The 13,456-nt window shown below is 53.0% G+C and carries 9 protein-coding genes; 3 read left to right on the top strand and 6 right to left on the bottom strand.

The window, feature by feature from the left end; translation table 11 throughout:
• On the top strand, positions 1–247 hold a 247-nt coding region (locus Q3O12_RS00140; protein ID WP_301668797.1), incomplete at its 5' end, for a hypothetical protein.
• A gap of 288 nt (positions 248–535) precedes the next feature.
• On the opposite strand, the gene Q3O12_RS00135 is transcribed toward Q3O12_RS00140, so the two are convergent.
• The 5 genes from Q3O12_RS00135 to Q3O12_RS00115 all read right to left on the bottom strand — a co-directional run bounded on the left by Q3O12_RS00135 (position 536) and on the right by Q3O12_RS00115 (position 6,232).
• Entirely contained in the window at positions 536–775 is a 240-nt protein-coding gene (locus Q3O12_RS00135) for a hypothetical protein (protein ID WP_301668796.1), read from the bottom strand.
• Positions 776–805: 30 nt separating this feature from the next.
• Positions 806–2,257 carry a DASS family sodium-coupled anion symporter gene (locus tag Q3O12_RS00130; protein ID WP_301668795.1) on the bottom strand — a complete coding sequence of 484 codons (1,452 nt, stop codon included), beginning with the start codon at positions 2,255–2,257 and terminating at the stop codon, positions 806–808.
• Positions 2,258–2,715: 458 nt separating this feature from the next.
• A complete protein-coding gene (locus tag Q3O12_RS00125) occupies positions 2,716–3,969 on the bottom strand; it encodes a complex I 51 kDa subunit family protein (RefSeq protein ID WP_301668794.1) in 1,254 nt (417 codons plus the stop codon).
• On the bottom strand, positions 3,966–5,594 hold the full coding sequence (locus Q3O12_RS00120) for an FAD-binding protein (protein WP_107863770.1): 1,629 nt from the start codon (positions 5,592–5,594) through the stop codon (positions 3,966–3,968). The genes Q3O12_RS00125 and Q3O12_RS00120 overlap by 4 nt, the downstream gene beginning before the upstream one ends.
• Complete coding sequence (locus Q3O12_RS00115) at positions 5,594–6,232, bottom strand: 2Fe-2S iron-sulfur cluster-binding protein (protein WP_107863771.1); 639 nt, start codon at positions 6,230–6,232, stop codon at positions 5,594–5,596. Before Q3O12_RS00115 ends, Q3O12_RS00120 begins: the two co-directional genes overlap by 1 nt.
• A gap of 807 nt (positions 6,233–7,039) precedes the next feature.
• On the opposite strand from Q3O12_RS00115, the gene Q3O12_RS00110 reads away from it, so the two are divergent.
• Complete coding sequence (locus Q3O12_RS00110) at positions 7,040–8,563, top strand: fumarate hydratase (protein WP_301668792.1); 1,524 nt, start codon at positions 7,040–7,042, stop codon at positions 8,561–8,563.
• A gap of 97 nt (positions 8,564–8,660) precedes the next feature.
• A complete protein-coding gene (gene trkA / locus Q3O12_RS00105) occupies positions 8,661–10,073 on the top strand; it encodes a Trk system potassium transporter TrkA (protein WP_019273633.1) in 1,413 nt (470 codons plus the stop codon).
• 503 nt (positions 10,074–10,576) lie between these two features.
• Here the strand turns inward: trkA and Q3O12_RS00100 are convergent.
• Positions 10,577–13,306, bottom strand: coding sequence for an autotransporter outer membrane beta-barrel domain-containing protein (locus Q3O12_RS00100; RefSeq protein WP_301668790.1), 2,730 nt, complete (start codon positions 13,304–13,306; stop codon positions 10,577–10,579).
• Positions 13,307–13,456 lie beyond the last annotated feature (150 nt).

Raw genomic sequence — 13,456 nt, 5'->3', positions numbered from 1 at the left:
AAAAAAAAAAAAAAAAAAAAAAAAAAAAAAAAAAAATGAATTGCTTGATATTACAATGTTTTTTATATGTTTTTATATTGTGATGCAGAACGGGAATCTGGAGCGTAGGGTTGAAGAAACCGTTTTATCCGATAAGTTTCCGTGCCGACAGGTCCGGATTCCCGCAACTCTTCGTCATTCCCGCAACTCTTCGTCATTCCCGCGAAAGCGGGAATCTAGAACCTCTAAATTTTCAGACGACTTTTGAATATTGCCGCCGCCCAATGGTCTGGATTCCCGCCTGCGCGGGAATGACGGCGGGGGCGGATGCCGTCTGAAGCGGTGGGCTGAAGCCCACCCTACCATTGTTTCTGAAGCCCGCCCTACTATTGTTTCCGCTTCCATACCATTTGGCGGCATTTTTATATCGTAGGATGGGCTTCAGCCCACCAAAGCATCAAAGTATTCAATCTCGTCTGAAACTTCGTCATTCCTGCAATTTTTCGTCATTCCCGCAAAAGCGGGAATCTAGAACTTCTGAATTTTCAGACGACTTTTAAATATTGCCGCTGCCCCAAGGGCTAGATTCCCACTTTCGTGGGAATGACGGGGAGGGCGGATGCCGTCTGAAGCGGTGGGTGGATGCCGTCTGAAGCGGCGGGCTGAGGCCCACCCTACCATTACGCCCTGCCATTATTTTTGCGTCCGTACCGCTTGGCGGCAATATTGCAGGGTGGGCTTCAGCCCGCCGAAACCCCAAATGCCGTCTGAAACGCGAAACGGTTTCAGACGGCATTTTTTCCTTAACATTCAAACGGCCGGCGGTTTACCAGTAACCCAAAGCTTTCCACCACAAAATGCCGACAGTGGCGAAAATCAGGATTTCGATAACGCTCATAATGAAGCCCGCCTTCCACCATTCGCCCATATTGACGTAGTTGGAGCCGTAAATGACAGGAGCGGAACCAGTGGCGTAGTGGGTCAGCGACATCATGATGCCGGTAGCGGATGCCATAACCAGGGCAAACAACATCGGCGGTGCACCCAAGGCCAAGCCTGCGCCGTAGAATGCGCCGAACATCGCGGTAACGTGTGCCGTGCCGCTGGCGAAAACGTAGTGGGCGTAGAGATAGGCAAGCATCAGCAGGGCGCAGCCGGCTTCCCAACCCAAGCCCAAATGGGCGATACCGCTTTGCATAGATTCGGACAACCAGCCGATAAGCCCCAGTTTGTTGAGGAAGTTCGCCATCATCACCAAGGCGGCAAACCAAACGATGGTGTCCCACGCGCTTTTTTCCTTCAGCGCGTCGTCCCAAGTCAGTACACCGCTCAAAAGGCAGAGGCTCAAGCCGAGGAAGGTGGTGGCGGTGGCATCGACTTTCACGCCGGCCAGCATTTCGGGAATGCCCGCCCACAACAGCAGCAGGATCACGAAAATGCCGAGCATCATTTTTTCGTCGCGCTTCATCGCGCCCATTTCTTTCAGTTTTTCTTTGGCAAGGGCGGTCGCGTCAGGCGTTTGTTTGATTTCGGGCGGATACAGGAAATACAGCACCGGCGGCATCAGCAGCATCGCAATCAGGCCGGGTACGATCATCGCTAGGAACCAAGTGCCCCAAGAAAGTTGGATTTGCGAATTGGTGGCTTTGGCAACCAGTTCGACGACCAGTGGGTTGGGCGCGGTGGCGGTGATAAAAATCAGGCAGGTAATCACGTTGGCGTGGAAGTTGACCAGTGAAAGGTATTTGCCGATTTTGCCTTCCGTCCCTTTTTCAGGATCGGAGTCGAAACTCAAGGCGATGGATTTCATAATCGGATGCACAATCGCCCCGCCGCGCGCGGTGTTGCTCGGCGTTACCGGGCCGATGACCAAGTCCGCCAATGCCAAACTGTAACCCACGCCCAGTGTGCGTTTGCCGAAAAGGGAAATCAAAAGGTAGCCGATACGCATCCCCAAGCCGGTTTTCAGCAGGCCGCGCGAGATGATGATGGCGATACCGATCATCCAGATTAACGAGTTGTTGAGGCTGCTCAAAGCGTCTTTGGTTGCATCGGCGGCTTTTTCGTTGGTTACGCCGGTCAGCGCGACTAGGGTAATGCCCAAAACCGCCATTGCGCCGATGGGCATGGCTTTGCCGATGATGCCGGCAATGATGCCGACGAACAAAGCCAAAAGATGCCACGCGTCGGGCGATACGCCTTGTGGAACGGGGATGACGAACCAGATAAGCAGCGTCAGCGCGAGCGCGGCCGCCGCAGGAATTGGCTTGAAGCCCATATTAGTCTCCTAGTTTGAAGTATCGGGAAAATCGGGTTTCAGACGGCGTGTGCCTGATTTTGGTGGGAGAGGTCGTCTGAAACGTATTTGGCAGCAGTTGTTTTTATGTTTTTCTTTTGGGTGTTTGGGTAATGCGTACTTTTGTGTTGCCATCTTTTTCAGATGACGTTTCTTGAGCTTTTACGTTTTTTGCCCTCTCCCTAACCCTCTCCCACGGGGAGAGGGGACAGATTGCAGAAAGTCCGATAATGGTCAATTTTCAGCACCATCATTCCCTCTCCCCGTGGGAGAGGGTTAGGGAGAGGGCAAAACCTCAAGATACACCGTATCGTTTTTTCTGCTGGCGAAGCATCTGGTAAGTAGTTTGGGAAGGTTCGGTTGTGAAACCTAACAAATACTACAGGTATTTTTCAAACGACCTCCTATATAGAAAAGGTCGTCTGAAACGCCGTATCGGATTAATCCTGCTCCGCCGGCAGTCCGTACTCTTCGGGGAAGGTACGCATCGAGCTTTGCAACACGGTAACCGCGCCGTCAATCAGGCCGCAGCGGCCGCTTCGGGGCAGCAGTTGGCACAGGCTTTGCAGGGCGCGGAGGTCGTCTGAAGTGCCGATGCCGGTATCCACGCGGTTGAGCAGGCGTGAAAGTTGGAACGTACCGCCTTTGCACGGCGGGCATTGACCGCACGAGTTGGATGCAAAAAATTCCACATATTCGGACACTTTACGCACCACGCTCGTGCCTTCGGAAATCACAATCATCGCGCCCGTACCGAGGCTGGATTTGCGTTCGCGCACGGACACGAAGTCCAAAGGCACGTCCAAATCTTTTACGGTCAAAAGCGTGTTTGACGGGCCGCCGGTAAACACGGCTTTAAACGTGCGCCCTTCGAGCATACCGCCGCCGTGGTCGAAAATCAGCGATTGCAGGGTCGTGCCCATCGGCAGTTCGTACAGGCCCGGATTCAATACGTCGCCGGAAAGCGAGTAGAGTTTTGTACCGGCCGCATCGCCCAAACCCAGCGATTTGTACCATTCCGCGCCTTTGGCAAGGATTTGCGGAATATTGGCGAAGGTTTCGGTATTGTTGATCAGGGTCGGCTCGCCGTTGACACCGCTTTCGGCTGGGAACGGCGGCTTGCGGCGTGGGAACGGGAAACCGCCTTCCAGCCAAGAAATCACGGCGGTTTCTTCGCCGCCGATGTAGCGGCCTGACGTTTCGACCAGTTGCAAGTCCAAAGGTTTGCCCAGATAGTTTTCGATGCGGATGAACAAATCGCTTTTTTTCCATTGCTCGATGGCGGGCACGATGGAGGCAATGGATTCGGTCTGGTGCGGGTTGACATACATAATCGCTTTGTTGGCGCGGCAGGCGACGGCGGCAATCAATACGCCTTCGATGACTTGGTGCGGTGTTTTCGCCAGCAATACGCGGTCTTTAAACGTACCCGGTTCGTCTTCGTTGGCATTGCAGACGACGTATTTGTCGCCGTGTTTGCTTTGGGCTGCGACGGCTGCCTCCCATTTGCGCCAAGTCGGGAAACCTGCGCCGCCCATACCGCAAAGATTGGCTTCTTGCAGTTTGGAAACAATGCTTTGAGGATCGGCAAGTGCCGCCAGCAGGCCTTCGCCGCCGCCGACTTTGCGCCACGCGGTCAAATCCGCGCCGACTTGGCGGGACGGGTGCAGTAAGTTTTGATTGGCTTGGTTCATAATTGTTGCTCCTGCAAACCGGCGTGTTCGCGCAAATCGAATTTGCCGTAGTCGGGATATAAAACGGGGGCTTTGATGTCGCCGGTCAGTCCGGCGCGGGTCATTTCGCGTTGCAGGTCGTGAACGTGTCCGACACCGCCGCGCACTTTTTTCAGCGGCAGGCCGCAATTTGCCGCAGCTTTACCGGCACGGCGGCCGAAGCTGATGATGTCCAAAAGCGCGTTGCCCATCAGGCGGTTGCGGCCGTGGATGCCGCCGGTTACTTCGCCGGCGCAATAAAGTCCTTCCACACAGGTTGCGCCGTCGCCGTTGATTTCGACACCGCCGTTTTGATAGTGCAGGGTCGGATGAATCATCACGGGTTCGACAGCGGGATCGATGCCGCATTTGTGGGCGACGTGTCCGAGTGTAACCAAACGGTTCAACACATCAGGATCGTTGGCAATCAGGCGCGGGGTGTCGAGGAACACGCCGACTTGTCCGTCGCGTACCACGCCACGGCCTTCGCGGCATTCGCGCAAAATGGCGGCGGCAACCACGTCGCGCGGCTGCAATTCGTCAACGAAACGCTCGCCCAAACCGTTGACCAGTTTGGTGCCTGCGGAACGCACGGCTTCGGAAATCAGCGCGCCTGCCAAGTGCGGCGGATGGGCAACGCCGGTCGGATGGTATTGGAAGGAATCGACATCGCGCAGTTTCGCGCCGATGCGGTACGCCATTACTAGGCCGTCTGCAGTCGCACCATAATGGTTGGAAGTGGCGAAACCCTGCAAATGCAGCCTTCCGCTGCCGCCGGTAGCCAAGACCACGGCTTTGGCGTGCACCAATACCAAAGAGCGTTTTTCCAAATCGTACAAAATCGCGCCGACGCAGCGACCGTGTTCGTCTGATAATAATTCGATGGCGGGGTGGCGGTTGAGCTGGGTGATGTTTTCGTCGAGTTCGACTGCCTCGCGCAGGACGCGCATCATTTCGAGGCCGGTAAAGTCGCGGTAACTCAAAATACGCGGCACGGTCGTACCGCCCGCGCGTTTGCGGCTCAACATACCGTTGCTGTCCGCGCCATTGGCAAGGTCGAAGGTCATACCCAAGCCAATCAGCCAGCGGATGGCGGATGGCGCATCGGTAACCATTTGCGCAACCAATTCTTTTTTACCGACGTTGTGGCCGCCTTTGATGGTGTCGTCAAAGTGCTGTTGTAAGCTGTCTTCCGCGCCGACTGCCGCCTGAATGCCGCCTTCGGCCATCACGGTATTGCTGTCGCCGATACGCAGTTTGTTTGCCATGATGACGCGTGCGCCTGCTTCAGTCGCAGACAATGCCGCAGCCGCGCCTGCTCCGCCGCCGCCAATGACCAATACGTCGGTGTTCAAGTGTTCTGCGCCTGACAAATCATAGTCGTCAATCAGAGGCTGACTGATTAAGAGTTTGGCCAAATCAGGATGGCAGTAATCGCCTTGGTTTGGGCCGATAGGCAGTTTCACACGTGCATTTGCCTGATAATCGGGATGGAATTGGCTCAGCAATTCGTTTTTTTCCGGCAGGTCGCCGCGCAGTTCCAATGAGGACGCGCGCAGGTTGGCAAGGGCGGTTTCGTAGTCTATGCCTTGGATTTTGTTCGCCATCACATTGCCTCCTCTTCAAATTCGACTTTCATTTTGCCGCTGTCGATTTCGCGCAGGCGGCGCATCAAATCCACAGGACGCAATGTGCGCGCCGCTTTCATACGGCGGGCGAACAGGCCCAAGTGGTTCGGACGGATGTGTTCCGGGCAGGAAAGGGTGCAGAGGTTACACATCACGCATTGGTCGAAGGTCAGCGCAGCCGCACCGAAATCGCCCGATACCACTTGCGCCACGCCGTTTTCCACTTCCAAACCTTTGGGACAGGCGCGGTTGCAGCCGCCGCAATGGCGGCAGTTTTGCGCTTCGGGAAAGGCTTTGGCGGTGTCGTCCAGCCAGTTCCAGCCGTCGCCGACTTCGCCCACATCGTAGTATTGGATATGCTCGGGGATAAAGTAGTCCAAGAAGCTGACCTGCATGCCTTCCTCGACTTTGGTTTCACACGCCAACGCAGTCGTTACTTCGCGCTCACCTTCTTTGCGAATCATACAGCGGCAGGAACCGCATACGCCTTGACCCATGCAGCCGACGTTGGCAGTAATCGCATTGCCCGAACGTGCATAGGCTTGGATGATTGACGAATCGGCGGAAGCTTTGACTTCATGGCCGTCTATGGTCAGGGTTAACAAATTTTTACTCATGGCAGTGTCCTGTTGGAAGGATAGTAGATTCGGTATTGTGTATTTTTGTTACACAAGAGAAATAAGAACTTCCTCTCGCGTACTATGAATATGTTTATAACTTAATGTTTCTTATGTGAAACATAGTTTATCAGAATTTGTACCTTATCGTTACTAAACTACAAAATTGCCATAGAAACATATATTGTTGACAAAATTTATGTATGAAATTTTAAAATACACCTATTTTTCAATAAGATTATAAAAAATACCGTCTGAAAAATAGAAAAAACAAACAGAAAAATACAATCCATTCTCATTATTGCAATCTAGTGAAAAATATATATATTACTGTAATATATGTATATTTTTTGAAAATACTGATATTTGGAAAATAAGTTATAAAATTTCAAAAAGTCAAATGCGTTTGACTTCAGTCAAAATTCCCTCTTTCATATATGACAACTCCCTACTGTCATTATATCCTTTAAGCGGTTGAAATCAGATTGAAATTATTGAGAATAATTTTTATGCCGTTAAAACGGATATTCGGACAGGTTCGGACGGCATTTATAAAAAACCTAAAATTACCAAACATATTTGTAGTTTTATTTCCATTACAGGCAACAGGCAAAGATTACAAATATCAAAACCCGAGTGAAACAGTATTTTATTAAAACAAATTGATAATCAATAGATTAGAATTATGTATTGTCTTTACCGTACAAACGCTGGCACTATTTCAACCTGATAAAAAACAGCCTTCAAAAAGGTTGTTTAAAACAGCAGCAGACACTTACCGCCACAACCTTGAAAAGGAACACAATCATGACCGTCATCAAACAGGAAGACTTTATCCAAAGCATTTGCGATGCCTTCCAATTCATCAGCTATTACCATCCCAAAGACTACATCGACGCGCTTTATAAGGCGTGGCAGAAGGAAGAAAATCCTGCCGCCAAAGACGCGATGACGCAGATTTTGGTCAACAGCCGCATGTGTGCCGAAAACAACCGCCCCATCTGCCAAGACACAGGTATCGCAACCGTGTTTTTGAAAGTCGGTATGGATGTGCAGTGGGATGCGGATATGAGCGTGGAAGAGATGGTTAACGAAGGCGTGCGCCGCGCCTACACTTGGGAAGGCAATACGCTGCGCGCTTCCGTTCTCGCCGACCCTGCCGGCAAACGCCAAAACACCAAAGACAACACGCCTGCCGTCATCCACATGAGCATCGTGCCTGGCGGCAAAGTCGAAGTAACCTGCGCGGCAAAAGGCGGCGGCTCTGAAAACAAATCCAAACTCGCTATGCTCAACCCGTCCGACAACATCGTCGATTGGGTATTGAAAACCATCCCGACCATGGGCGCGGGCTGGTGTCCTCCCGGCATCTTGGGCATCGGCATCGGCGGTACGCCCGAAAAAGCCGTGTTGATGGCAAAAGAATCCCTGATGAGCCACATCGACATTCAAGAGTTGCAGGAAAAAGCCGCGTCCGGTGCGGAATTGTCCACCACAGAAGCCCTGCGCCTCGAACTCTTTGAAAAAGTCAACGCGCTGGGCATCGGCGCGCAAGGCTTGGGCGGTCTGACCACCGTGTTGGACGTGAAAATCCTCGATTACCCGACCCATGCCGCTTCCAAACCGATTGCCATGATTCCCAACTGTGCCGCCACCCGCCACGTCGAGTTCGAATTGGACGGCTCAGGCCCTGTCGAACTCACGCCGCCGCGCGTCGAAGACTGGCCCGATTTGACTTACAGCCCCGACAACGGCAAACGCATCGATGTCGATAAGCTGACCAAAGAAGAAGTGGCAAGCTGGAAAACCGGCGACGTATTGCTGCTGAACGGCAAAATCCTCACCGGCCGCGATGCCGCACACAAACGCCTCGTCGATATGCTCAACAAAGGCGAAGAATTGCCCGTCGATTTCACCAACCGCCTGATTTACTACGTCGGCCCCGTCGATCCGGTCGGCAACGAAGTCGTCGGCCCTGCAGGCCCGACCACCGCCACCCGCATGGACAAATTCACCCGCCAAATGCTCGAACAAACCGGCCTCTTGGGCATGATCGGCAAATCCGAGCGCGGCGCGGCCACCTGCGAAGCCATCGCCGACAACAAAGCCGTGTACCTCATGGCAGTCGGCGGCGCGGCATACCTTGTGGCAAAAGCCATCAAATCTTCCAAAGTCTTGGCGTTCCCCGAATTGGGCATGGAAGCCATTTACGAATTTGAAGTCAAAGATATGCCCGTAACCGTCGCCGTGGACAGCAAAGGCGAATCCATCCACGCCACCGCCCCGCGCAAATGGCAGGCGAAAATCGGCATCATCCCCGTCGAATCTTGAGGCGCAATGCCGTCTGAACGCAAAATCTGCCTTCAGACGGCATTTCCGCCCCCGGTTGCGGTACAATCCACCATTTCATCACCCGGCGACCCATACCGTGAAAATCCTCATTTTAGGCAACGGACAGGTAGGTTCTACCGTCGCACAAAACCTTGCCGCCATACCCAACAACGACGTAACCGTTATCGACATCGACGAAAAAGCATTGCAGGAAACAGGCAGCCGCCTCGATGTCCAAACCGTTTTCGGCAACGGCGCATCCCCCTTCACATTAGAACGCGCCGGCGCGGAAGATGCCGACTTGTTGCTCGCGCTCTCCCGCAGCGACGAAACCAACATCGTCGCCTGCAAAGTTGCCGCCGACCTGTTCAACATCCCCGGCCGCATCGCGCGCGTCCGTTCCAGCGAATACCTCGAATACCTCAGCCCCAAGCTCGAAAACAACGAAAACGGCAGCCTTTCCATATTCGGCATAACCGAAACCATCAGCCCCGAACAGCTCGTTACCGAACAGCTTGCCGGCCTGATAGACTGCCCGGGCGCATTGCAGGTTTTACGTTTTGCAGACGACCGCGTGCGGATGGTCATCATACAGGCGCGGCGCGGCGGACTGCTCGTCAACCGCGAAATTGCCGACATCGCCCAAGATTTGCCCGACGGGGCCGACTGCCAAATCTGCGCCGTTTACCGCAACAACCGCCTCATCGTCCCCACGCCGCAAACCGTCATCATCGAAGGCGACGAAATCCTGTTTGCCGCTGCCGCCGAAAACATCGGCGCGGTCATACCCGAATTGCGCCCCAAAGAAACCAGCACCCGCCGCATTATGATTGCCGGCGGCGGCAACATCGGCTACCGCCTCGCCAAGCAGCTCGAACACGCATACAACGTCAAAATCATCGAATGTCGGCCGCGCCGTGCCGAATGGATAGCCGAAAACCTCGACAACACCCTCGTCCTGCAAGGTTCGGCAACCGACGAAACCCTGCTCGACAACGAATACATCGACGAAATCGACGTATTCTGCGCCCTGACCAACGACGACGAAAGCAACATTATGTCCGCCCTTTTGGCGAAAAACCTCGGCGCGAAGCGCGTCATCGGCATCGTCAACCGCTCAAGCTACGTCGATTTGCTCGAAGGCAACAAAATCGACATCGTCGTCTCCCCCCATCTCATCACCATCGGCTCGATACTCGCCCACATCCGGCGCGGCGACATCGTTGCCGTCCACCCCATCCGGCGCGGCACGGCGGAAGCCATCGAAGTCGTCGCACACGGCGACAAAAAAACTTCCGCCATCATCGGCAGGCGCATCAGCGGCATCAAATGGCCCGAAGGCTGCCACATTGCCGCCGTCGTCCGCGCCGAAACCGGCGAAACCATTATGGGCCACCATACCGAAACCGTCATCCAAGACGGCGACCACATCATCTTTTTCGTCTCGCGCCGGCGCATCCTGAACGAACTGGAAAAACTCATCCAAGTCAAAATGGGCTTTTTCGGATAAACCGCCCCATTCCGGACACATTGCCGCCAAGCGGTATGGAAGCAGAAATAATGGTAGGGTGGGCTTCAGCCCACCGCTTCAGACGGCATCCGCCCTCCCCGTCATTCCCGCGTAAGCGGGAATCCAAACCATTGGGCAACAGCAATATTCAAAGATTATCTGAAAGTCCGAGATTCTAGATTCCCGTTTTCACGGGAATGACGAAAGGTTGCGGACAGCAGGGGGAATGACGGGGTTTCAGACGGCATCAAATGCCTTGTCGAGCTTCAGTAATGGTAGGGTGGGCTTCAGCCCACCGCTTCAGACGGCATCAAATGCCTTGTCGGGCTTCAGACGGCATTCGGGGTTTGGTGGGCTGAAGCCCACCCTACCATTACTAACAAACCACCCTGACAAACCGCCCCGACAAACCAAACCGCCGCGCCTTAAACAAATCCCCCCGACAAAAAAACAATCCGGAACACGTCTGACCGTTCCGGATTGTTTTCAGGCGCATCCGCGCATTAAAACATACTGCGCACGCCCATATTGACCTGCCAATTCTGCCGCATCTTGTGCATCGAAGACCTTTGCGCCTCAAAATAAAGCTGCCGTCCGTTTCCGGCATTGCGGCTGACCACGCCCAAGCCGTATTCCAACCAGCCGCCACGGTGTTTGAATTCCTCCACGGCAGAGCCGTTGAACCTGTGGCGGATCGTGCCGATAAATTCGCGTTTGTACATCAGCTTGCCGTAGATGTTCAGCCTGCCGCCGTCCAAACCGTCCACGCCCGCCCGAAAGCCGAACCGCCCCATCAGGCTGCGGAAGTTGTCCGTTTCGGCAGACAGCCCGTTTGACAGCGAAAAGCCGTAGCCGCGCGTAAACCAGTAGGACAACTGCGCTTCCGGCTGCCACCAATAGGTTTTGCCGCCGTCCTGTTTCTCCATCCGCCTGCCGGCTTCGGCGGAAAGCATATAGGCATTCAGGCGCGCCTCGTCCGATTCGACATGAACGCCGGAGTAATTGGTCAGCCCGTAGCTGCCTTTATATCGGGCGATGTTGGCGACCAAATCGTAATAAGCCCTGCTTTCTCGGTTGAGCCAGGTGGAATAAACGCCTGTCGCCCTGCCGTAGATTTTGCCGCTTCCGGCGTAGTCTTCGGGGGTGTAGGACGATTGGAGGTGGCGGAGCATCAGCCCTTTGTAATGAATCCATTTGTCGCCGAACCCCGTTCTGTTGAAGCCGCCGGCAAAGCCCCAATAGCGGTTGCTGTAGCCGCCCACGCGGTAATCGCTGCGGCTGCCGGCGAATTTTCCGCCGACGCGTTTGATCCAGACGTTGTTGTCTTCCTGCGGCGTTCCGTCGGCGTGGATTTCGCCCATACGCTGCACCAGCGTTTCATCGGAAACCGCGTTCAACTGATATAACGCCTCGCCGAAAAGGACGCCGCTCGATGCGCCCGTCGACAGGGTGGCCGGGTAGAGGTAGAAGTCCCGCTTGCCGTCTGCGGAAATATTGACCTTTTTGGAATCACCCGACTCGCCCAAGGCAAAACACCACCCTCCCTGTTCCGTACAGCGGACATTTAATTCGTATGACGCTTTTGTGTTTTCGGCATCGCCTTTGTTTTCGACCAGCTTTAAAAATTCCCTGCCCGTCGTTGGTGCCTTGGCATTGTCTTCATATTCGATGATGTACGTCCCTTCGCTGCCTTTTCGGGTAATCAGCCTGTCCGATTCGCCTTTGACGATGTCGCCATACATTTTGAACACGCCGCCATCGCCCTTGAGCTTGCTCACGGACACTTTGACGAATTTATTGTTGTCGCTAAATTCGACCTGTGCGCCTTCCGACAAATCCAACTCTTTCAGCATCGAATCATTGGTAACCGCCCAGCGCGCGCCGTTGCTCATTTTGAGGTTGATGGTGTTTTTTGTCTTGTCGTCGATCGCGCTGTCTTTAATCCAACCGTTTTCATCGAAGAAATCTTCATATTCTTTGATTTTTTCTTCTGACCTGGCAATGCTTTTCTTTAATGTTTCTTTCGTTCTTTCTTTTGTGTTCGGGTCATTTAACCTTTGTATCCATTTCTCAACCTTTGCCCTTTCCTTGTCGGTAGCGTCTTTAGTGGGCAGCACTTTTTCATCCGCATCCACGGTTGCGCCGAACATATTTTTCCCTTCGGCAAAGCTCCTTTTTCCGATATGGGCTTCCCCTTCAAAATAAGAATCTTTGTTGGCGAGGTTTACGCTCACGCTGCCGCCGTTGTAGGCGAAAATATCGCCTTTGATTTTGACAACCTTGTCTTCCCCGCCGACAACCTCGACTTTGCTGTTTTTCCCGGCAATCGCAAACGCGCTGCCTATGCTTTTCGGCCTGCCTTGCTCGTCATAAACCGGCTTTGCAACGATATCGACGTTTCCACGGAAAACCGCTTCCATTTTAGAACCGTCAGGAAGCTTGCCGCTGCGCGGGATTGAATAGAAGCCGAAACCGTTGTTTTCCGCCTCGTCCTGTCCGTTCCTATCGATTTTAATATTCACATCGCCCTTGAACTCCATTGTGGTGATACTTGGAAAATCAGGTTTGGGTCGAGTGCTACTATAGTGATTGGCGGTAATGCCTTGCCCTACATCTTTTCCTGATTTGATGTTGATATTCAGCGTCGAGCCTTCTTCGGAAACAAGACGATATTCTCCCACTTTTTCACCATTATTAAACAATAGGATACCTTCGTTATGAGAGTTGGTATTTGAGTCCGCGTCCATATTGATGGTATTGCGCCCTTTAAAGGTAAGCGTTGCCGGTGCCAAGCTTTGGGCTACACGAGTATTGATTCCGTCATAAGACAAAATGCCGGCATTCGCGTTATGGGAGGCTATGGTTACGTTTTCAAAAGTAACGTTATTTTTGCCCTCATAGCTTTGATCCGCCAACATCACCACGCCGCCTCTCTTCTCCCCGCTTTTGTCGCTTAAGTCGTACGAATAATCTGAACGGCTTATCTTTGTTTCAAGCGATTTATTGTCAATCGTCGGCGGGGCATCGGCGGAGCCGTCTGCCAATTTGCCTTTTATCGTAATGTTGTTCGTACCGCCTTTGGCGGCAATGATGAGGGAATTTAAGGGTTTGACTTCGGTTTCGCCATTAAAGGTATAGTTGTTCTCTTGCCCTTTTTGTGCGAGGACAAGGGTGTAGTTGTCTGTCTGCTCTATCGTTCCACTGCTTGCAGCATCCGCCCCTTGCGCGTGCATAGAAGCGGCCGCGAAGCCAAGTAAGATGCATTGAACTGTCTTCTTTTGTTTCATCGGTTTTTCCATTTTGAAGGTATGTGATTTTTATCATTATATGCTTAAATCATTGACACACCAAAAAAAAAAAAAAAAAAAAAAAAAAAAAAAAAA

It is taken from the genome of Neisseria benedictiae (assembly GCF_958267435.1).
Lineage (GTDB): Bacteria > Pseudomonadota > Gammaproteobacteria > Burkholderiales > Neisseriaceae > Neisseria > Neisseria bergeri.
The sequence above is the reverse complement of the archived record's forward strand: the minus strand, read 5'-3'. Positions and strand labels throughout refer to the sequence as shown.

Bases quoted from the DNA above. Each gene is read 5' to 3' on its own strand.
- Q3O12_RS00125 (WP_301668794.1), bottom strand. From the start codon at position 3,969: ATGAACCAAGCCAATCAAAACTTACTGCACCCGTCCCGCCAAGTCGGC.
- Q3O12_RS00110 (WP_301668792.1), top strand. From the start codon at position 7,040: ATGACCGTCATCAAACAGGAAGACTTTATCCAAAGCATTTGCGATGCC.
- Q3O12_RS00115 (WP_107863771.1), bottom strand. From the start codon at position 6,232: ATGAGTAAAAATTTGTTAACCCTGACCATAGACGGCCATGAAGTCAAA.
- Q3O12_RS00130 (WP_301668795.1), bottom strand. From the start codon at position 2,257: ATGGGCTTCAAGCCAATTCCTGCGGCGGCCGCGCTCGCGCTGACGCTG.
- Q3O12_RS00120 (WP_107863770.1), bottom strand. From the start codon at position 5,594: ATGGCGAACAAAATCCAAGGCATAGACTACGAAACCGCCCTTGCCAAC.
- Q3O12_RS00100 (WP_301668790.1), bottom strand. From the start codon at position 13,306: ATGCACGCGCAAGGGGCGGATGCTGCAAGCAGTGGAACGATAGAGCAG.
- Q3O12_RS00135 (WP_301668796.1), bottom strand. From the start codon at position 775: ATGCCGTCTGAAACCGTTTCGCGTTTCAGACGGCATTTGGGGTTTCGG.